The sequence below is a fragment of the Rhizobium sp. CB3060 genome, assembly GCF_025200735.1.
In the GTDB taxonomy this organism is placed as follows: Bacteria; Pseudomonadota; Alphaproteobacteria; order Rhizobiales; family Rhizobiaceae; genus Rhizobium.
The window spans coordinates 234,050-253,767 of the sequence record NZ_CP104158.1 but is presented as its reverse complement, the minus strand read 5'-3'; the positions used below and the strand labels follow the sequence as shown (position 1 = coordinate 253,767).

Here is a 19,718-nt window from a genome sequence, read left to right as displayed (position 1 = left end):
GCTTAGCTCGCAATATCCAGTACCGATTGAAGCATCTCGTTCACGGCGTTCAATATCTTCGTTCCCGCCTTGTAGGATTGCTCGATGTCCATCATCAGCGTCAGCTCTTCGTCGAGATTGACCCCGGTCTCGTTCGAATAGACTTCGGATGAACGCGACAGCGCCGCGGAGGTATTTTCCGCCGCCGTATTTGCCGAGCTGCGCTGGTCTTCCAGCCAGCCGATGGAATCGGACGCGTAATCCATGATGCTGGCCGTCGTGTCGGAGCCTGCCTCGGGATCGAAGTCCATCTTCGTGTCCATGCCGGTGACGTAGGAGTCGAGCAGATCGGAATAGCCGCTGTCGCCGCTGGAATTGACGACATAGTCGGAGCCGTTGATGCCGCCATCGCGCAGAAGGGTCGGATCGCCGCCTTCTGAGGTAATCAGCGCCGGATTGACCGCGATCGTACCGGCCATGCCGGCGACAGCGGTGGTATCGGTCTCCACGGTACCGCCGCTCCAGGTGAAAAGGCCTGGCAACGCATCCTGAGTGGAGTCAGACTGGTTCTTCTCCGAAAACATCGACACGAGGCCGCGTGCGATTTCGTCGAGCTGCTTCTGATAGGTCGGAGCAACGTCGTCACGAACTTGGAGCGCCGCCTGAAGGCTGCCCTGCGCCGTCGTGTCCGCGCCCTCGCCGGGATCGACCGCTACGCCGTCGATGTAAACACTGTTGCCGACGGTGCCATCGGTATAGGAATTCGTTGGCGTGAAGGTGACCTGACGCGGTATCGTCTCGAACAGCGTCGTGCCGCCGCTGGTATAGAGCGCCATGTCGCCGTTCGATCGTGTGACCGTGGTGACGCCGACGATCTGGGAAATCTGTTTCAGGACCGCATCGCGCTGATCCGTCGCATCCGACAGCGCAGAGGACGTCGGACCGGCGGTCGCAGTCGCGGTCTTGACCGCATCGTTCGCCTGCTCGAACTGCGTCAGCAGGCTGTTCAGCGAGTCGACATCCGAGCTGATTTCCTTGTCGGCATCGGTACGAATTCCGTTGACGGCCGTGGTGGCGTTGTTCAGGGAGTTTGCGAGATCCTGGGCAGCGTTGACGGCCGATTGCGCGGCGGTGGTGCTGGCCGGCGAACCGGCATAGGTCTGCATTGCCGTTTGCAGGGCGGCAAGATAGGTAGACGGCGCGATCTCGTTGTCGTTGCCGCCGATCGTTCCGGACTGGATATCCTCATAACCCTTCAGCAGGCGCTGCTGAGCAGCATCGTCAGACGTGCTGCCCAGGAAAGCCTTTTGCAAGGATGGCTCATCGGCGCGGGCGATCTTTACGACCTGCGCGCCACTCATGTCCGTCGTCAACATCGCCTGGCGGCGGGTGTAATCCGCGTTGCCGGCATTGGCGATATTGTTCGATACGACACTGCTCTGCGTGCCGGTATTGTTGAATATCGCTTGCGCGTTATTGAGTGCTGTTGTGAGGGACATGGCTGGCTCGCTACCCTATCGTACTTATTAACGTTGCAGGTTGACCAGAACGTCCAGAAGGTCGGAACCGGCTTGGAACACCTTGGAGTTCGCGGTGTAGCTTTTCTGCGCCTCGATCATGTTCGTCAGTTCGGTCGCAAGGTCGACGTTGGATTCTTCCAGCGCGCCGGACTGAATGTAGCCAAAGCCGCCGGTCTGCGGGAAACCGGTCACCGTAACGCCGGACTCACCGTTGGCCGAATAGACGTTGCCGCTCTCGAGCGTCAGATTGTCGGGGCTTGCCACCGTGGCGAGCGGGATACGATAGAGGGCCTTGGTGGAGCTGTCCTTATAGACTGCGTTGACCGTGCCGTCCTTGCTGATCGTGACGCTCGTCACCGGGTTCGGAGCCTGGCCGTTCATGCTACCCGTCGCGTTGAAGTCAGTGGCGACCTGGGTGAAGCCCGTCATATCCATCGCGATGGTTTGCGTCGTCGATCCGCTGGTGAAGCTGAGATCGAACGTTCCGCCTGACGTCAAAGCGCCGGTATCGTCAAAATCAAGCTCCGTGCTGCCAACCGGATCGCTGCTATAAAGAGCACCGCCCGACGTCGGATCAGAAACCAGGTCTGCTTGATTGTAGACCGTGACATCCCACGTGTTGTCGGCGGTCTTGGTATAGTAGACGTCGAAGGTGGTAGCGTTGCCTTGGCTGTCATAACCGGTGATCGAAACCTTGTTCGTGTCGTCGGTTACCGGATACGTATTTTCGGACGGCAGATAGCCGGTGGTGCTGCTGGTCGCGATGTCGGCATTGGAATCGAGGTTGCCTTCCATCTCGCCAGTCGTCGTGGCGACGGCGGTCACGCCATTCTCGCTGACATTGATCGGCTCCAGGCCGCTGAAGCCGTTGACGACCACAGAAGCCGTTCCGGAGGAGCTGTAGGGATAGCCCATCAGCGTAAAGCCGGCGGAATTGACGAGGTTGCCCGAGGAGTCCGCCGAAAAGTCGCCGGAGCGGCTCAGAAACGTCTGTCCGGACGAGCTCTGGACGACGAAGAAGCCGTTGCCTTGGATTGCGAGGTCTGTGCTCGAGGTCGTGTAGGATATGTTGCCCTGCTGCGAGATCGCGCGGTGCACCGACGTCTGGACGCCGCCGGAACTGTAGCTGCCGGCCGAGGAAGGCAGGACGAGGGAGGAAAAGCTCGTCGATGCTTCTTTGTAGCCGGTGGTGCTGGAGTTGGCGATGTTGTCAGAAACAGTACCCAAACGGTTTGCCTGGGCGTTCATCCCTGAAACCGCGGTTTTCATGCTGCCGAAAATGCTCATCTGGAATCCTCGTTTTCCTCGTAAGGCTGAGAGTATGGGGCGGGCCTTGCGTGAAGCTGTCTGAAAAGAGGAAAAGCCGGTCATCATGAAGCAGCTTTTCGGAGATTGCTGCGACGCGTCATTAGGAGCGCTCGACGGTCGCAGTAAAGGTAAGAGTTGGCGCACCTTCGCATTCGAACACCGCGATCGATGTTCGGGGCCCGCGTATAATCCTGGGAATTTGAAAGAAATTTTGGGAGGGAATTACACGCGGGCCAGCGTTGCTACGCCAAGTCCCGGTCGAAGCATCAATTCCAATCGATGCAGTAGCCAAGGAAGCGCTTGGAATCGACGGGATCGAAACCGAGCTTCTTGCGCAACTTCTTGCGCAGCTTGGAAATATGGCTTTCGACGACGTTCTCTTCGACTTCCTCGTCGAAGATGCCGTAGATCGCGTTGAAGATCTGCGTCTTGGTCACGCGGCGGCCACGGTTGGAAATCAAATATTCCAGAATGCGACGTTCGCGCCGCGGCAGGGCGAAGACATCGCCGTTAATCTCCGGGTCACGACCGTCGGCGAAGACGCGAATCGGGCCGATGTCGGTGTAGCTGGTGATCGCCTTCAGCCTCCGGCGGATCGCAGCCGCACGGGCCAGGATTTCGCGCGGATGCACCGGCTTACGGACAACGTCATCGACGCCGCAGTCGAAGAGCGCCAGCGTCGATTCCAACGAGGGCTGATCGCTGACGGCGATGACGGGAGCTACCGACCGGTCGCGAATTGCCCGCGGCAATTCGTGCACATGCTGTCCCTGTCCGATCAGAAACGCCTCGACGGCGGCAATATCGCCGTCCGCAGCGGTCGTGACCCATTCGCCGAATTCCCGGGGATCGAACCCCGTTGACGGGATGCCCTCGCGCCCAAAGAGAGAAGTATAACCATCCTTAACGAGCTCTCGCTCATCAACCACTACGATCATTCGTCCGCCTCCGAATCAGTGTGGTGTTTCGATGGACTATGGGTACGAATCGGGCGAATCACGAACAACTGTCGGAAATGAGTGACGGAAATTAATAATTGATTAAGAATTGGGGGCCGATTTGCACTAGATGTAGTGGGTACCCTTGGTTTTACACCGATAAAAAATTGGTTAGTTAGTATATTACGAATATACGTAGTTCATGGCATCTTCGTGTTGTCAACCGTGCCAAATAGGTTAGCGACCGCCTACGAAGAGCCAAATACAACTTTTGGTTAATTCAGTTCTGACAGAAGGTCGCCGCGTTCGGCGTCCATTTTCCATATCCGGTGGCGACCAGATTGGCGATGACACGGCAAACATAGACCTTTTGGGCGGGGTCGTTGTTCGGGCCGGCATGGTATCTAGCTACCGCCATCGTCCAGGTCTCATGCCTGTCATGGAGGTCGCGGAGGAACTTGGCAGCGTATTCGACATTGCGATGGGGGTCGAACATATCGGCAACGGAGGCGAAGTTTTCGCCGTGAAAATACTGGTTGATCTGCATGCAGCCGATGTCGATCAGCTTCGCTCCGCTCTGTTTGGCCGCAACGAAGGTCTGCAAGGCGGCGCCTTCCGAAGGCGGGAAGATCGGCTTGCCTTCGACATTGAGGGCGTAGGGATACAGCGAGCCTTTGCGTCCGGTCTCCGTCAAACCGACCGAATAGAGGATGCCTTCCGGTATGCCGAATTTCGCCGCTGCCGACTGGATTTCGCGCTCGCACAGGCCGGCTGCGCCGTTATCGGGCGGCGCGCCGTTCGCGGTGGCAAGGGCGTCAGAGGTAAACGTCGCCAGAGCGTAAACGCTGAGCACTGCCAGCAGTGCCGTCTTCCAAGCCGCGTTCGCCCGTGCTGCGATTACCATCATTGCCATTTGCCTGCTGCCCCGAATAGCTCTGCCCCTTTGGTCGTGCGTCCCCACCCTGCCCCTGATTCAATAGGGATTGCTGGGACTGTCCCTGGGAGCCGGATTGCCTGCCGCTATCCGATTGTTGATCCGCGTTCGAGGCCAGGGTCACGGTGATATTGTCGACCTGATATCCTTGGGCGCGCAACGCATCGACCATGTGGCTCTGATCGGCATGGAGCTGCCGATAGGCCTCGCTGGTCTGCACCTTGAGATCGACACTCAATTGATCGCCGGAAAGCCGCATGGTGGCGGTGACCTGGCCGAGATCGTTGGGATGCAGTTGGATCTTGAGCGTATTGACGACCTTGCCGGTGCTCGTCCAACTCGCCGCGTTGGAGAGCGCCGAGCTGGGCTGCATCGCACTCGACCATTCTCCATCTCCAGCGAGAGCGCCGGTGACGAGCGTCGCGTTAGAATTGGCCGCAAGACCGAGGTAGCGGCGGGAATCGAGCACCGTAACGGTCTCCGCATTGCTGCTGCCCGATGATGCCTTTACGTCGACCTGCGCCGCATCGTCGCTGCCGGTTTTGCTGATCGACATGTCGAGCGAGCCGCCGCGTCCATCGGCACGCACCAGCCTGAACGTCTGCGCCGTGATCGTGGCGTCGCTGCTTGTCCCAGAAACTGCCGATCCGGTATCCGTGGCATCCGCCGACGCATCTTTCAGCGTCACATCGGCAATTTTCGGCAAAGGCTGATCCGGCTCCGTCTGCGTCTTTGTGTCGGCGCCGGCAAACACATTCGTTGCGCTCTGCGGCGCAGCCGCAACCGCGTTGGCCGCCTGCGGCACGTTCAAAAGCGATAGCGCATCCGACGCTGCGCCGCTGGTCTGGGTGGTTTGCGTCGCCGAAGACTTACTGTCGTCATCCGCTGACGTCGTCTTACCCGTCTTCCCCGGCGCTTGCGTCTTGCCGTCGCCATTGCCAGCGCCTTGTACCGGCTGATTGCCCGCGATCGCGTCCGCCAGTTGCTGCGCGATGTCGTCGAGCTGATCCGAGGTCTGCGCCTGAGCCTGATCTAGAACCTGGGCCGCATCCGTCTTGCCGGCCGGATCAGTCGCCTGAGCCTGATCGGCAGATGCGCCATCTACCTGGGCCGACTTCTGAAGATCCATCAGCGATTTTGAAAGATTTGCCGCGTCCGCTCCTTGCGGGAACTTGGCACCGCCGGGCTGCTTGGAGCCTTTGGCAAGCTCAGCGAGGGCGGCAATATTGGCGACGGACGGATCGATCATGCCGGCTCCGGCGTTGCTGCCATCATCCACGACCGGAGCGGTTGCCGTCGGATCGCCAGCCGACGTTTTCGCCGGATCCGCATTCGCATTTGCGTCGGTATCGATATCGGTCGCCGTATCAGCGGTGTCCGTATCGTCGTTCGCGGCCGTGTCAGATCTTCGCCCGTTGCCGCGCGAACTGGTCAATGCATCCAGAAACCCTTTGCCGTCACCATCATCCTGCTTGGCCGAACGCCCGCCTTTGGCAACAGCAACCAGATCGGCCCCGGGCGGGGCACTGGCAATACCGATATCCATCATGATCAATGACTTTCCTGCTTCAACAGGCCGTCGATGGCGTCAAGCTTCGAGCGGCTCGTCGTGACGAATGCTTTAAATGAAGAGTCGGCCTCCTGCCTTCCTTCATCCGGGGCGTGAGCCGCCTTTGCCGGGGCTCCCTCCTCAACACCCGCCGTGCCAGGGGACTGGGCCCCAGGTTGGTTCGTCACAGCAGCATCGTGTTCAGTACTTTCTTGATTAGGCAGATTAGGCGGTGAGACTTGCGTCAGGCTTGTCGGCTCCGGCTCACGCAGAATTTCGTCCGCCACCGCCTTGGCGGCATCGCGCAGAGCGCGATCCTGCGCGTTCAATTCGCCGGCTGGCATCTGGTCTATGTTGCGCACTGCCGCCCCTAAATCGGGTGTCGACACGCCGGCAACACCGCCATAGAAGCCCGCCAGCGCGCCGAACGCATCGCCGCCGTCGTTGGAGATCGCCTGGGCGCGACCGGACGCGAGCGCGGCGAGATCGGCCTTGCCGGCGATCGCGGCGCGGCGCGCCATTCGCAGATAGATTTCCCGCTGCCTCGGCGGGTCCATGAACGCGAGGATATCGATAATATCCTGCTGCTTGACGTCGGTGTCATGATCGACGACGAGCTGCACGAAGAGGTTGGCGAACTGGCTGGCATAGGGCGAGTGCAGGAAGCGCCTCGTATACCGCTGCGCATAATCCAGACCCTCCCGCACCATCCCGGTGTCGGCGCACAGCGCAAGGGAGCGGCGCAGCGCCGATTCCTCGACGATAGTGCCTGGCGACGTCAGGCGCGCCCAGTCATAAAACTTCAGCGCCGCCTTCGGGTTTTTGGCGGACATGACGTTGGCGGCAACGAGCGAAAGATAGGGGCCGATCTTCTTGTCGCGATATTCCCTGGCAATATCGGCGAGCGTGTTGACCACCAGCAGCCCTTTGCCGTTCAGATATTTCCTCAAGACGTCGGCGACGCGATTGTCGAAATTGCCGTTGAGGTCGCGCGACATCAGATATTCCAGCGTCGCGGGATTGCCGCCGCTCATCGCGTAGATCAGCGCGGCATCGACATTGCGGCTGTCGTCGAAAGCGGACTTATCGGCGGTACGCAGGCGCTCGTCGATGGTCGAGAGCATGAAACGCTGCATCTCGCCGGCCGAACTATCGCCTGCCACCACGGAGTCCTGAATGAATTCGAGCGAACGCAGCATCTTGTAGGGCGGCAGGCTGTCCGGACCCTCCGCACCAGCGATCCCCGGCATGACCATGCCGAGGGTCAGAGCAAGCGCGACGCGATGACGATGCTGAATGCGCGCCATGGACTATCCCTGTTTGCCTTGGCTCGGCTTGCCCTGGCCCTGTTTACCCTGATTTTGCTTGCCTTGGCTCGGCTTGACCGGAACCGGCTTGACCGGATCCTGATTGCTGCCGTCGGTCTGGTTCTTGGCGGCCTGGCTTGAAGCGCCCTGGATCAGGATCTCGATGCGGCGGTTGGCGTCGTTGAAGGGATCGTCAGGCAGCTTCAGCCGGCGGTCGGCAAAGCCCGAAACCTGCGCAATCCGCTTCTCGTCCAGCCCGCCATTGATGAGCATGTAGTAGGCGCTCTGGGCGCGGTCGAGCGACAGGCGCCAATTGTCGTTGTGGCCATCGACCATATAGGGACGCCCGTCGGTATGGCCGCGGATCAGGATAGACCCTTTCCGATCCCCAAGGATCTTGCCGATCTTTGCCATCGCCAGCACCATCTCCTGGCGCGGAACGGCCGAGCCGATGTTGAACATCGGGTCATTGGTCTGATCGGAAATCGTCACGAGGAGACCACCCTCTGCCGGCATGACCTGAAGACCTTCAGCGAGCTGACCGGCAACGCCGCCGATCTGCTTCTGGATCGCGTCCTGCAGGTCCTTGGCGTCCTGCTGCTGATCTTTCGTCGGCGCGACGTCCTTGTTCTGCGCCGCCGCCGTATTGTCTTCGGATGTCGAAACATCGCTTTGCTCGGCGGCAGCGGCGCTTGCGGTCTGCTGGTTCGGCGTCTGCTTTGCAGCCTGCTTGTTCTGCTGGTCCTTGATCTGCTGATCCGTCGACGCCTGCGGATCGCTCAGGGTCGGCTGGTCCTCCGGATTCTGCGGCTGGGTGGCCGGCTGACCGGTATCGGCGGCGGTCGCCTTGGAAAGGGCAATGACTTCGCCCTTCGGCGATTTGTCGGATTTTGCGTCCTGTTCTTCGTTCGCCTTCTTCGAGGCGCTGGAGACTTGAACCTGCTTGGTCCAGAAATCCGGATCGAAGGGATCGCGATAGGCCTGGCCGCCATCCGCACCGGTGGCGGGACCCGACTGGGCAGCACCCCCCTCACCCTTGGCGCTGACATTGGCCTGCTGACCGACCTGCTGAGCGATCTCGGCAAGGACCGAATAGGGATTTTCAAAGAAATCCGCTTCGGAATAATTCGTTTGATCGCCCGATGTCGAGGTCTGGTCCTCGCCGGTCTTGGCGGACTTGCCGTCGTTCGGATTGTCTTCCTTGTTCTTCGACTTCGCCTGGTTCTTTTGCCCGTCCGCCTTGTCGACGGGTTTCTTCAGCCCCTTCTCGGTTGGCTTTTCGTCGGCGAGCTTGATCGGATTGAAATAGGAGGCGACGGAGGCCTTCGTCTCTTCGTTTGCGGCGTTCACCAGCCACATCACCAGAAAGAAGGCCATCATCGCCGTCATGAAGTCGGCATAGGCGATCTTCCATGCGCCGCCATGGCCGCCTTCATGGTCACCGCCGCCATGCCGCTTGACGATGATGATCTCGTGTTTGCCCTGATTTTGATCGCCGTCGCTCATTTCAGAATCTCTTTCAGGCTAGCGGCCCAGGCAGACATGCGGGTTACGAGCACGCTCTCCCCGATCGTTACGGTGAGATCGACATCGCGAGCCTCGACGTGGCGCAACAAGACGCCGTTTTGGCCGATACTGGCATGCAGGGCCTCGAAGAGATGACGGGGGCCACTGACCGTAATGGGACCTGCCGCGCCATCGAGAATGGCTGCCGTCACCCGTTCGGCGAGATCGGCGACGGCCCTGGCCGTCAGCGCTTCCGTCATGATCGGCGCAAGTGCGACGGCAGCTTCCGCGCTGATCGCCTGTCCGAGCATCGTGGCGACTTTTTTCAATCCGTTGACGATCTTCTCCGCCGCGCGCTCCTCATATCGGGCACGCAAGGCATCCATCTCGCCTCGGTGTGTTTCGGCGATAGTCTCCAGCTCGGCCTGATGCTTTTGCGTCAATTCCTGCGTTGCGGCTTCGTGCCCCTCTGCATAGGCTTCGCGGCGTTCCGCCTCGATATCGATCGGCACCACCACCGGAGTTTCTGGAAAGTCCAAAGTCTCTTCGAACGGCATATCCGGTATGCCGGCGGACGGAGGCGGAGGCGGCTCGGCGCTGAAATCCTTGAGGTAGCGGGATAGCGTCGGGCTCATGCTGACATCCTCCCGTTTTCATCCGCAGAAGACCGCGAGCTGATTTCCCGACAGGTCCCTTGAATTCCCATGCTCAAAACGTCGATCATCACGCTTCCGGTTTCCGTCCTGCGACCACGCTTTCCGGGCGTGACGCCGAACGTCACCGGAAATAGCGCAGCCATGCCATTGCGATGGACCGTAGGGGGTCAAACTTGTGCGAGGATGAATGCGGCAGGAGCAACCCTCCTTGCCGCACGACATGAAATTCACTTTGCCTGCAACAGGATCAACACCTTGCTCGCCATGGTGTTGGCGATGGACAGCGCCTGAATGCCCATCTGCTGCGCCGTCTGCAGCGCGCTTTGGCGCGCCGATGCCTCTTCCATGTTGGTATCGACAAGGTTACCGACGCTGGTCTTGACGGCATCGCTGAGGTTGGAAATGTAATCAGTCTGATCGTCGATACGCGATTTCATCACGCCCAGCGTCGAATCGGCTGAAGTAACCGACTTCAGGATCGAGTTCGTCACATTGATCATGTCAGTGATTTCATCGTCCGTCGTGCTGTCGGAAATGGAAATTTCGGTGCCGTCGTCAGGCGGCGTACCGGAATCCGCAGCCAGGAGATAATAGTTACGCTCCGTCGACGTTCCACTGCTGTCGAACGTGCTGGCATCGATATTCTTCGTCAGCAGTCCGCGGCTGGCATCGGCCGTGTCGATCATCAGGGTCTGCGAACTATCGTAATCGATCGTCACCAGATTGACTTGACCGCTCGTGCCACGCGTAAAATTGCTGATGACGGATTGCTCGGTATCGGGCTGCGCATCGGTGTTGTAGAGCCAGTTCTCACCGGAAAAGGACGCGGATTGCGTGACCGACTGCAGTTGGTTCTTGAGCTGCTCAATATCCGCATTGACCGCGCTCTTGTCGGTGCCTGGCTCCTTGGCCGAAACCAGTTTGGCCTGGATCTGGGTCACGAGATCGACGACCGAATCCATGGCGGTGGAGGCGGTATCGACCTTCGAGGCCCCGAGGCCGAGCGCGTCGGTAATGGTGGAAAGACTGCTCTGGTCCGACTGCATCGTCTTCGACATCGACCAATAGGTCGGATCGTCACCCGCGTTCTCGACGCGCAGGCCGGATGAAACCTGTTGTTGCACGACACCAAGATCTTTGTTGACGCCGCGCAATACCGTCAGCGCGGCCAAAGAGGCGGGGTTCGTCGTTACACTGCTCATCGGGAGATCCGTAATTCTATTGGAAACGGCAGGCCGGACGGGTCCGGCAGCAACGAACGGCCTCATGCCCGCCAGCGGGAATGATCCCAACGCGGCTCGTCGCTAGATCAAGCCCTCAAATCGGTTCCGACGAAATTGATCGAACACCGGGGCTCTGCGCAGATACTGCAAATCAGTTACCCCGGAACGTTAACAAAAGCTTATGCGCGGCGGCAAGAAAGAAATGCCGCCGCGCTTTCCTAACGTAAGCTCCGGTCAAGGCTCACTTGAAGAGCGCCAGAACGTTCTGCGCGCTGTTGTTGGCGATCTGCAGCGACTGGATCGCCAATTGTTGCTGCGTCTGAAGCGCCGAGAGCTTGCTCGATTCCTCTTCCATATTCGCATCGACCAGCTTGCCGACGCCGGAGTCGATCGTGTCGCTCAGCGTTGAAACGAAGCTTGTCTGAAGGTCGATGCGGGTCGACAGCGAGCCGAGCTGCGAAGCGGTGCTCGTCATCGCGTTGAGAGCCGACTGCACTAGGTTCATCGCCTGGCCGATGCCGCCGCTCGTCATGCCGGTAATGTCGAGACTGAAGACGGAATAGGCGGTGCCGTTGATATTCTGCGTGGTGCCAAGGATACCGGAGCTCGTGTCGATCGTACCATCGGCATTGGCGCCGAACATCACGTTGCCCTGCGATCCCGTATCGAAGCTATAGCTGGTGCTGTTGACCTCGACCGTGCCGTCATTGTTGCGGACAAAGGAGGACACGACCGATGCGGAGGCGCCGTTGGCTCCGATCATCCAGTTCTGCCCAGAGAACGAAGCGGACTGCGCAATGCTCTCAAGCTGCTGCTGAAGCTGCGAAACTTCTTCCTGAACATCCGCCTTGTCGACGCTGTTTTCCGTGGCCGCGACAAGCTTGTCCTTGATCTGCTCGACGACATTGATGGAATTGTCCATTGCCGTATAGGCGGTGTCGACCTTGGCGGCACCGAGGCCCAGAGCGTCGGAGACGGCCGAAAGCGCGCTGTTGTCGGAACGCATGGTGGTCGCGATCGACCAATAGGCGGCGTTGTCGGAGGCCTTGGCGACACGATAGCCGGAAGAGACCCGGTTTTGGGTGTCTTCCAAATTATTGTTGATCGAGCGCAAAGTCTGGAGAGCAGACATTGCTGCATCGTTGGTCAAAATGCTGGTCATGGAGAGGTGCCCCTTGTGGCTGAAATTGGAAGGGACATTCCGGTCTTCGGCCGGGAACGGCAATCAGCGTCATGCCTGTTAACTGGCTCTTAAGAGACGTTAACCAACCGTTGCGTTAGCCGCAGATGACACTACCAGGCTTAATAAAAGGTTAACAACAAAACCGGAAAGTTAACAAAATCATATTTCCTGCAGGAGGCCATCGGCGCGTCAGGTCAGCTTCGCGCCACCTTGGGCGGCATAAGATTGTCATGATCGGGCGACTGTCCGGCCGGAAACGGCGTGGTTACAACGTCGGTATATCAGCCCATGCGGGGTCGACATGTTAAGTTTACAAGACGGCGGATCACCGTGGGATGGACCGCGGCAACGGACAAGCCTCGACCCCGACGACTGGCAAAGCCTGCGCAAGCAGGGTCACCAGATGCTGGACGATATGCTCGACCATTTGGAAAGGCTCTCCGAAAAGCCCGTCTGGCAACCAGCACCGTCGCCTGCGCGCGCCCTGTTTGACGCGCCTCTACCGGTCGAACCGACGGATCTGGCGGATGTCCATGCCATGTTCCGCGACAATGTTCTTCCCTATGGCAGCGGCAATATCCATTCAGGATTTATGGGCTGGGTGCAGGGCGGCGGAACAGTCGCCGGCATGTTGGCGGAGATGCTGGCCGGCGGTCTGAACGCCAATCTCGGCGGGCGCGACCACATGCCGATCGAGGTCGAGCGTCAGATCATCCGGTGGACACGGCAAATATTCTCATTTCCGGATACCGCTGGCGGCCTGTTCCTGACCGGCGCCTCGCAGGCCAATTTTGTCGCCCTCCTGCTCGCGCGCAGTAGAAAGCTCGGTGCAAATGCCCGCGCTGAGGGTCTATCGAACGAGCCGCGGCTCGTGGGCTACGCATCGAGCGAAGTGCATGGTTGCGTGCCGCGCGCATTCGAGATGTCGGGTGTCGGCAGCGATCAGCTCCGGCGAATCCCGGTCAACGCGGCCGGGCAGATCGATATTGCGGCCCTCGAACGTGCCATCATGCGCGACAAGGAGGCGGGACACACGCCGTTCCTCATCATCGGAAGCGCAGGGACGGTAAATACCGGAGCGATCGACGACCTCATCACTTTGCGCGGTATCGCCGACGCCCACGACCTGCATTTTCACGTCGACGGTGCGTTGGGGGCGCTGGGTATCCTTTGCGATGATCTGGCGCATTTGTTCGCCGGCATCGAAACCTGCGATTCGCTGGCCTTCGATTTCCACAAATGGGGCCAGGTGCCATACGATGCAGGCTTCCTCCTCGTGCGCGACAGCACATGGCAGCGCCAGACGTTTGCTTCGGAAGCCGCCTATCTCAGCCGTGCCGCCTCGGGTCTGGCCGGCGGTGACTGGTGGCCTTGCGACTACGGCCCGGACCTGTCACGCGGCTTCCGCGCGCTCAAAACCTGGTTCACCCTCAAGACCTATGGCGTCAAGGCTTTGGGGGATTCGATGGCTGCCAACTGTGTCCTGGCACGCGGTCTCGCACGCCGGATCGAACAGGAACCCGCCTTGCGGCTCTTGGCGCCGGTTGCGCTCAATATCGTTTGCTTTGCCTATGTCGGCCCCGACGGTGACGCGCCGCCGCAAGTCAATGCCCGGATCATCGAACATCTCCACGCCGAGGGGCGCGTCGCCCCGTCCCTCACCCACATTAACGGACAACCGGCAATCCGCGCCGCGATCGTGAACCATCGCACGCGGCAGATGGATATCGACGCGCTGATTGACGGCGTTCTGAAACTCGGTTCTCGACAGGATTTGCTCCAATGCTGATGACATCCGGCCTCGTGGCCGCTCGCGCCTCTGACGAAATCGGAGGCGCCAGGCGAATCCTGGGCATGCAGAGGATCGTGCCGCTCATCTATGCCGGCGCCGACGTGACGCCGCTTTGGAACGAGCTGATGCAGCGGATCGGAGCCAATGGCAAAGACGCGGCGGCGATGTTCGACCTGGGGACGATCCTGCAGACGCTTGGCCGCTCCGAAGAGGCTCATCAGGTCCTGCGGGGCGCGGTGGAGCTCAGCCGCAACTTTTGCGTCGTCCACGGGGATGGACAAGGGCCCCGGCTGTTGGCCTTCGTGACGCCGGGCAACTTCATGGCGAACACGCCGCTGGATTTTCTGCTGGCGGATAGCAACTGTGTTCTTTGGCTGCATTACGTGGACGCGGAAACGACCGCGCTCACGGATTTGCCGGACCACGACGTTGCGTTCATGGCGATCGGCGAATCGACCGAAAACGCCCCCGTGCTTGAACGGATGCGGACGCTGCTGGCCGATTTTGACGGCCCGATCATGAACGACGATCCGGAACTGATCAGCCGGCTGACGCGCGATGGCGTCAGCGGCATGCTGGCCAATGAGCCCTCCATTCTGTCGCCGAGCACGTACCGCATTCCACGCGAGGACCTTGTCGCAGTCGGTGCGGGCACAAAAGCCCTGGACGAATGCGCGCCGGGCCTCTCATTTCCGCTCGTCGTTCGTCCGATCAGTACCCATGCCGGCAATGGAATGGAACGTATCGCCGATATTTCGGGACTGTCCGCATGGCTGGCCACGCAGTCGGCTCCCGAGCTCTACGTCGCGCCTTTCATCGATTTCCGCGGGCCGGACGGCCTCTACAACAAGCAGCGCATCGTATTTATCGAAGGCAAGGCCTTCGCCAGCCATATGGCGCTTTCCGAGCATTGGATCGTGCACTATCTCAGCGCCGGCATGGCGGAAAGCCCGGCGAAGCGGGCTGTCGAACAGGCTTGGATGGAGAATTTCGATACGGATTTCGCGGTCCGCCACAAGGAGAGTTTCGAAGCTCTCTATCGTCACATAGGGCTTGATTATTTCGGTATCGATTGCGCCGAACTTCCCGACGGACGTCTGCTGGTTTTCGAGCTCGACGTGGCGATGGTCGTCCACAACATGGATAGCGCCACCATCTATCCCTACAAGCAGGTTGCCATGCGCAAGTTGTTTGATGGCTTCATCGATGCTGTGCGCCACCGGAAGACCGGTGGAATCTGAAAGATCGCGACGCGCTTTAAGTGGATACCACCCTGAAAAACAAAACCGCGCCTCTTGGAAAGGCGCGGTGAATTTGTTGTTTCGGAATTTGAGCCGGCGCGCCAGGCGCCGGTTCTTCCTATTAACGGAACAGCGACAGGATGTTCTGCGACGAGGAGTTGGCAATCGAGAGCGACTGGACGGCCAACTGCTGCTGCGTCTGCAGAGCAGAGAGCTTGCTCGATTCTTCTTCCATGTCGGCGTCGACCAGCTTGCCAACGCCCGATTCGATCGAGTCGGACAGCGACGAAGCGAAGGTCGTCTGCAGGTCGATGCGGGTCGAGATCGAGCCGAGACGCGAACCCATGCTGGTCATGGAGTTCAGAGCGGTCTGAACCATGTTGAGGGCGGTGGAGATCTGGCCGCCGGTCATGCCGGTGATGTCGAGGCTGAATACCGAAGCGCCAACCGTGGAGTCCTGGGTACCAAGGATACCCGCAGACGTGTCGATCGAGCCGTTAGCCTGCGTGCCGAACAGAACGTTGCCCGTTGCGCCGGTGTTGAAGGCGTAGGACGTCGTGCTGACCGAAACGGTGCCGTTCGTGCCGCGGATGAAGGACGAAACGACCGAGGCGGAATCGTTGTTTGCAGCCATGACCCAGTTTTCGCCGTTGAACGAAGCGGACTGAGCGACGCTCTCGAGCTGCTGCTGGAGCTGGCCGATTTCTTCCTGGACCTGGCCCTTGTCAACCGAGCCTTCCATGGCGGTTACAAGCTTGGACTTGATCTGGCTGACGATGTCGAGGGCGCTGGTGACTGCGGTGGTAGCCGTGTCGACCTTGGCGGCACCGAGGCCGAGGGCGTCGGAGACGGCGCCGATAGCGCTGTCGTCAGACTTCATCGTGGTGGCGATCGACCAATAGGCGGCGTTATCGGAAGCCTTGGAGATGCGCAGGCCCGAGGAAACGGCATTCTGCGTGGACTGCAAGTCGCTGTTGATGCCGCGCAGTGTCTGCAGTGCGCCCATTGCAGCGTTGTTGGTAAGGATGCTCGTCATAATATTTGCCCCTTTGGCAGCGGTTAAATAAGGGACATTCCGGACCTAAAAACCGGTAACGGCACTCAGCATCATGCCTGTTAACCCATTCGGTTAAGGTTAACTCGCCGTTTCAATGGTGTTAGAAAACAGCAATATGGTTAAGAAAACCTGAACCGACCCCGGTCTAAAAATATAAAAAAAACCGCGCCTTAGACAGGCGCGGTTAACTTGGTGTTTAGAAATTTCGGCTGGCGTCGAGCGCCAATCCTTCTTCTTAACGGAACAGCGACAGGATCGACTGCGTGGAGGAGTTGGCGATCGAGAGCGACTGGATAGCCAGTTGCTGCTGCGTCTGCAGAGCAGAGAGCTTGCTCGATTCCTGTTCCATGTCGGCGTCGACCAGCTTGCCAACGCCCGATTCGATCGAGTCGGACAGCGACGAAGCGAAGGTCGTCTGCAGGTCGATACGGCTGGAGATCGAGCCGAGCTTCGAACCCATGCTGGTCATGGAGTTCAGAGCGGTCTGAACCATGTTGAGGGCGCTGGAGATCTGGCCGGAGGTCATGTTGGTGATGTCCAGGCTGAAGACCGAAGCGCCAACCGTGGAGTCCTGGGTACCAAGGATACCCGAAGACGTGTCGATCGAGCCGTTATTCGCGCCGAACAGAACGTTGCCCGTTGCGCCGGTGTTGAAGGCGTAGGACGTCGTGCTGACCGAAACGGTGCCGTTGGTGCCGCGGATGAAGGACGAAACAACCGAAGCGGAGTCGCCGTTTGCAGCCATGACCCAGTTTTCGCCGTTGAACGAAGCGGACTGAGCGACGCTCTGGAGCTGTTCCTGAAGCTGGCCGATTTCTTCCTGGACCTGGCCCTTGTCAACCGAACCTTCCATGGCGGTGACGAGCTTGTCCTTGATCTGGCCGACGATGTCGAGGGTGCTGGTGACTGCGGTGGATGCCGTGTCGACCTTGGCGGCACCGAGGCCGAGCGCGTCGGAGACGGCGCCGATAGCGCTGTCGTCGGACTTCATCGTGGTGGCGATCGACCAATAGGCGGCGTTATCGGAAGCCTTGGAGATGCGCAGGCCGGAAGAAACAGCGTCCTGCGTGCTCTGCAGGTTGTTGCTGATGCCGCGCAGAGTCTGCAGAGCGGCCATAGCGGAATTGTTGGTTACGATGCTGGTCATAAGTGTGTCCCCTGGAAACTGAATACGAAAAGGAGGACATACCGGACTTCAAATACCGGCGATGACGGAGCGGCTTCATGCTCCTCGGTCCCATTTCCTAGAGGACCAAACCCGTCATGTCGCAGGTAAACTCGCATGCATTGCTTGCGAATTCCTTAAACGCGGAACCCGCAAAAGCATCCGACAACAACGTAGCTAACGATGCGTAAAGGCGTTCAACCATTGCTTCGGTTTCAGGCAAGCTACGCGCGCGATTATCCCCCGAATCCATGATGACGGACTCCGGCCTTTGCCGGAGACCGTCCAAAGTTCGCTCGGAGTTCTCGCTCGTGAATACGAAAAACGCCTATGGGACAGCGTCCAGCTTTTATCAAAAGGGACAATATACACGCGCGCTCGAAACACTGAACGGGCTGCTCAATGTCGATACATCGCCGAAGACCTATGCCCTGCTGGCAAAGACGCTGCTCAAACTCGGCTTCAGAGCGGACGCGGCGAGATCGTATGAACTGGCGGGCCGGCAGAAGCCTTATCGCGAAGACTATCTGCGGGAAGCCCTGCTGCTGCACTTTGCCTGCGGCAACGAAGATGCAACGCTTTCGATCGGTAGCCTGATTCTCAATCGGGCGCTCAAGGATCCGGATCTTGCCTTTGCCCTTTCCAGCATCTTTCTGAGCCGTCAGCAAAGGGACCTGCTGGCCGGCTTCAGGACCGTGCTCGTCGAAGGGCCGGAGCTCAAGCATCGGCTGATGGCCTCAAAACTGTTGACCGATGATCTTTACGATGACGGCAACAGGCACATCGTCGCAACCCTGTTCAAGAAGCATCCAGACAACATCATCTTTCGCACGCTCCATTTGATCTTCGCCCGCGAACTGTCCGATCTTGCGACAGTGGACAAACATATGGCGCCGATCCTGGCGGCGACGGCTGCCGGAAACCTCGACTATATCAGGCCGGACAATCCCTTCTTCCATCTGCACTGGTGCGGTGACGAAGCGATCAACAAGTTCGCAGTGCACGACACGGTACCGCTGCCGGCCGGGCACGCAGAGGCGCGCCGAAAGGCGCCGCATACATGGGGCGACAAGATTCGCATCGGCTATCTATCATCGGACTTCTGGCCGGGCCATGCGACGATGAAGCTCATGCAGCGGACGTTGGAACTGCACGACAAGGATCGATTCGAGATTGTCCTCTTCGACCATTCCAAGCCGTCATCTCAGCAAGAGGAAGAATTCGATTATTCGAAATTGGGTACCATGGTCGATATCCGCAGCCTCTCCGATCAGGCGGCGGCAGAGGCGATCCGTGCCCATCAGATCGACATCCTGGTTGATCTGAAAGGACATACCAAGGATAGCCGCGTCCGCATCCTCAACCACAAGGCTGCGCCGATTCAGACGGCATGGCTCGGCTTTCCGGGCTCCGCCGTCAACATCGACCTCGACTACATTATCGGCGATCCCTACGTTCTGCCGGATTATTCCAAGCCGCATTTCCACGAGAAGTTCTGCCGCCTGCCGGAATGCTATCAGCCGAACGATCCGATGTATCGCCCGAAGCCGCGGCCGACGACCCGTGCGCTGCATGGCCTGCCGGAGGATGCTTTCGTCTTCGCCTCGTTTAACGGCAACCGCAAGATCACCTCGCACATGATCGATATCTGGTGCAACATACTGAAGCGCACCAAGAACAGCGTGCTCTGGCTGCTTTGCAACCCGCGCGCCGAGGCCAACCTGTGGACGCGTCTGGAGGCGCGCGGCATCAGCCGCAAGCGCATCATCTTTACCACGCGTATCCGCTATGAGGATCACATCGACCGCCAGCAATTGGCCGATCTCGGTCTCGATACCTTCCCGGTGAATGGCCACACGACGACCTCGGAACAGCTCTGGGGCGGTTTGCCGGTGTTGACGATGAAGGGCACGAACTTCGCCTCGCGCGTCAGCGAAAGCCTGCTCAACGCCATCGGCGTGCCGGAGCTGGTGGCGGCCGATGTCAAAGCCTATGAAGACATGGCCGTCGAGCTCGCCAGGCAGCCGGAGCGCATTGCCGCGCTCAAGGAGACATTGGCGGCCAATCGCTACATCAAGCCGCTCTTCGATGCCGAACGCCTTACCCGTTACGTGGAAACCGCCTACGAAATGATGGTCGCACGCGCCAAGCAGGGCCTTGATCCGGATCATATGGACGTGCCGGCACTGCCGGCGCGAGCCGAACCGTTCCTGGTCGAAAGTCAGGATGCTGCAGCGATCGCCGCAGAATAAGGACCTCTCTTCATCGGAAGCTCCGCTCCCGATGACGGTCCCACCGGCTGCAGGCGATTGGAGCATTCCGCTCAGGTGACATCACCTGCAAGCGGATAAGATGCTCTA

The 19,718-nt window shown here is 59.5% G+C and carries 15 protein-coding genes; 3 read left to right on the top strand and 12 right to left on the bottom strand.

What is annotated here, in order from left to right; translation table 11 throughout:
• Nucleotides 1–2: 2 nt before the first annotated feature.
• The 10 genes from flgK to N2601_RS01185 all read right to left on the bottom strand — a co-directional run bounded on the left by flgK (nt 3) and on the right by N2601_RS01185 (nt 12,082).
• Nucleotides 3–1,478, bottom strand: coding sequence for a flagellar hook-associated protein FlgK (gene flgK / locus N2601_RS01230; protein WP_104822017.1), 1,476 nt, complete (start codon nt 1,476–1,478; stop codon nt 3–5).
• 27 nt (nt 1,479–1,505) lie between these two features.
• Nucleotides 1,506–2,786, bottom strand: coding sequence for a flagellar hook protein FlgE (locus N2601_RS01225; protein ID WP_104822016.1), 1,281 nt, complete (start codon nt 2,784–2,786; stop codon nt 1,506–1,508).
• A 287-nt stretch (nt 2,787–3,073) separates the two neighbouring features.
• A complete protein-coding gene (gene rem, locus N2601_RS01220) occupies nt 3,074–3,745 on the bottom strand; it encodes a transcriptional activator Rem (protein ID WP_104822015.1) in 672 nt (223 codons plus the stop codon).
• A gap of 280 nt (nt 3,746–4,025) precedes the next feature.
• Complete coding sequence (locus N2601_RS01215) at nt 4,026–4,652, bottom strand: transglycosylase SLT domain-containing protein (RefSeq protein WP_245463924.1); 627 nt, start codon at nt 4,650–4,652, stop codon at nt 4,026–4,028.
• Nucleotides 4,561–6,228 carry a flagellar hook-length control protein FliK gene (gene fliK / locus N2601_RS01210; RefSeq protein WP_104822014.1) on the bottom strand — a complete coding sequence of 556 codons (1,668 nt, stop codon included), beginning with the start codon at nt 6,226–6,228 and terminating at the stop codon, nt 4,561–4,563. The genes N2601_RS01215 and fliK overlap by 92 nt, the downstream gene beginning before the upstream one ends.
• A gap of 2 nt (nt 6,229–6,230) precedes the next feature.
• The gene (motC, locus tag N2601_RS01205; protein WP_104822013.1) at nt 6,231–7,535 is read right to left on the bottom strand and encodes a chemotaxis protein MotC; all 1,305 of its coding nucleotides are present in this window, start codon (nt 7,533–7,535) and stop codon (nt 6,231–6,233) included.
• Between the two features lie 3 nt (nt 7,536–7,538).
• A complete protein-coding gene (locus N2601_RS01200) occupies nt 7,539–9,041 on the bottom strand; it encodes a MotB family protein (protein WP_104822012.1) in 1,503 nt (500 codons plus the stop codon).
• Nucleotides 9,038–9,676, bottom strand: a complete 639-nt coding sequence (locus tag N2601_RS01195) for a hypothetical protein (protein WP_104822011.1) — start codon at nt 9,674–9,676, stop codon at nt 9,038–9,040. Before N2601_RS01195 ends, N2601_RS01200 begins: the two co-directional genes overlap by 4 nt.
• 248 nt (nt 9,677–9,924) lie before the next feature.
• The gene (locus tag N2601_RS01190) at nt 9,925–10,899 is read right to left on the bottom strand and encodes a flagellin N-terminal helical domain-containing protein (RefSeq protein ID WP_104822010.1); all 975 of its coding nucleotides are present in this window, start codon (nt 10,897–10,899) and stop codon (nt 9,925–9,927) included.
• A gap of 262 nt (nt 10,900–11,161) precedes the next feature.
• Entirely contained in the window at nt 11,162–12,082 is a 921-nt protein-coding gene (locus N2601_RS01185; RefSeq protein ID WP_104822009.1) for a flagellin N-terminal helical domain-containing protein, read from the bottom strand.
• 322 nt (nt 12,083–12,404) lie between these two features.
• On the opposite strand from N2601_RS01185, the gene N2601_RS01180 reads away from it, so the two are divergent.
• Together N2601_RS01180 and N2601_RS01175 are read left to right on the top strand one after the other, a co-directional pair.
• Nucleotides 12,405–13,892 (top strand): pyridoxal phosphate-dependent decarboxylase family protein, encoded by a 1,488-nt coding sequence (locus N2601_RS01180; protein WP_104822008.1) that lies wholly within the window; start codon nt 12,405–12,407, stop codon nt 13,890–13,892.
• Nucleotides 13,886–15,136 (top strand): ATP-grasp domain-containing protein, encoded by a 1,251-nt coding sequence (locus N2601_RS01175; protein WP_104822007.1) that lies wholly within the window; start codon nt 13,886–13,888, stop codon nt 15,134–15,136. Before N2601_RS01180 ends, N2601_RS01175 begins: the two co-directional genes overlap by 7 nt.
• A gap of 121 nt (nt 15,137–15,257) precedes the next feature.
• Here N2601_RS01175 and N2601_RS01170 read toward each other — a convergent pair whose 3' ends face one another.
• Both N2601_RS01170 and N2601_RS01165 read right to left on the bottom strand, forming a co-directional pair.
• Nucleotides 15,258–16,172 (bottom strand): flagellin N-terminal helical domain-containing protein, encoded by a 915-nt coding sequence (locus N2601_RS01170; RefSeq protein WP_104822006.1) that lies wholly within the window; start codon nt 16,170–16,172, stop codon nt 15,258–15,260.
• A 256-nt stretch (nt 16,173–16,428) separates the two neighbouring features.
• On the bottom strand, nt 16,429–17,340 hold the full coding sequence (locus N2601_RS01165) for a flagellin N-terminal helical domain-containing protein (RefSeq protein WP_104822005.1): 912 nt from the start codon (nt 17,338–17,340) through the stop codon (nt 16,429–16,431).
• 329 nt (nt 17,341–17,669) lie between these two features.
• Between N2601_RS01165 and N2601_RS01160 the strand changes: the two genes are divergently transcribed.
• Nucleotides 17,670–19,610, top strand: a complete 1,941-nt coding sequence (locus tag N2601_RS01160) for an O-linked N-acetylglucosamine transferase, SPINDLY family protein (protein ID WP_260303348.1) — start codon at nt 17,670–17,672, stop codon at nt 19,608–19,610.
• The last annotated feature ends 108 nt before the right edge of the window (nt 19,611–19,718 follow it).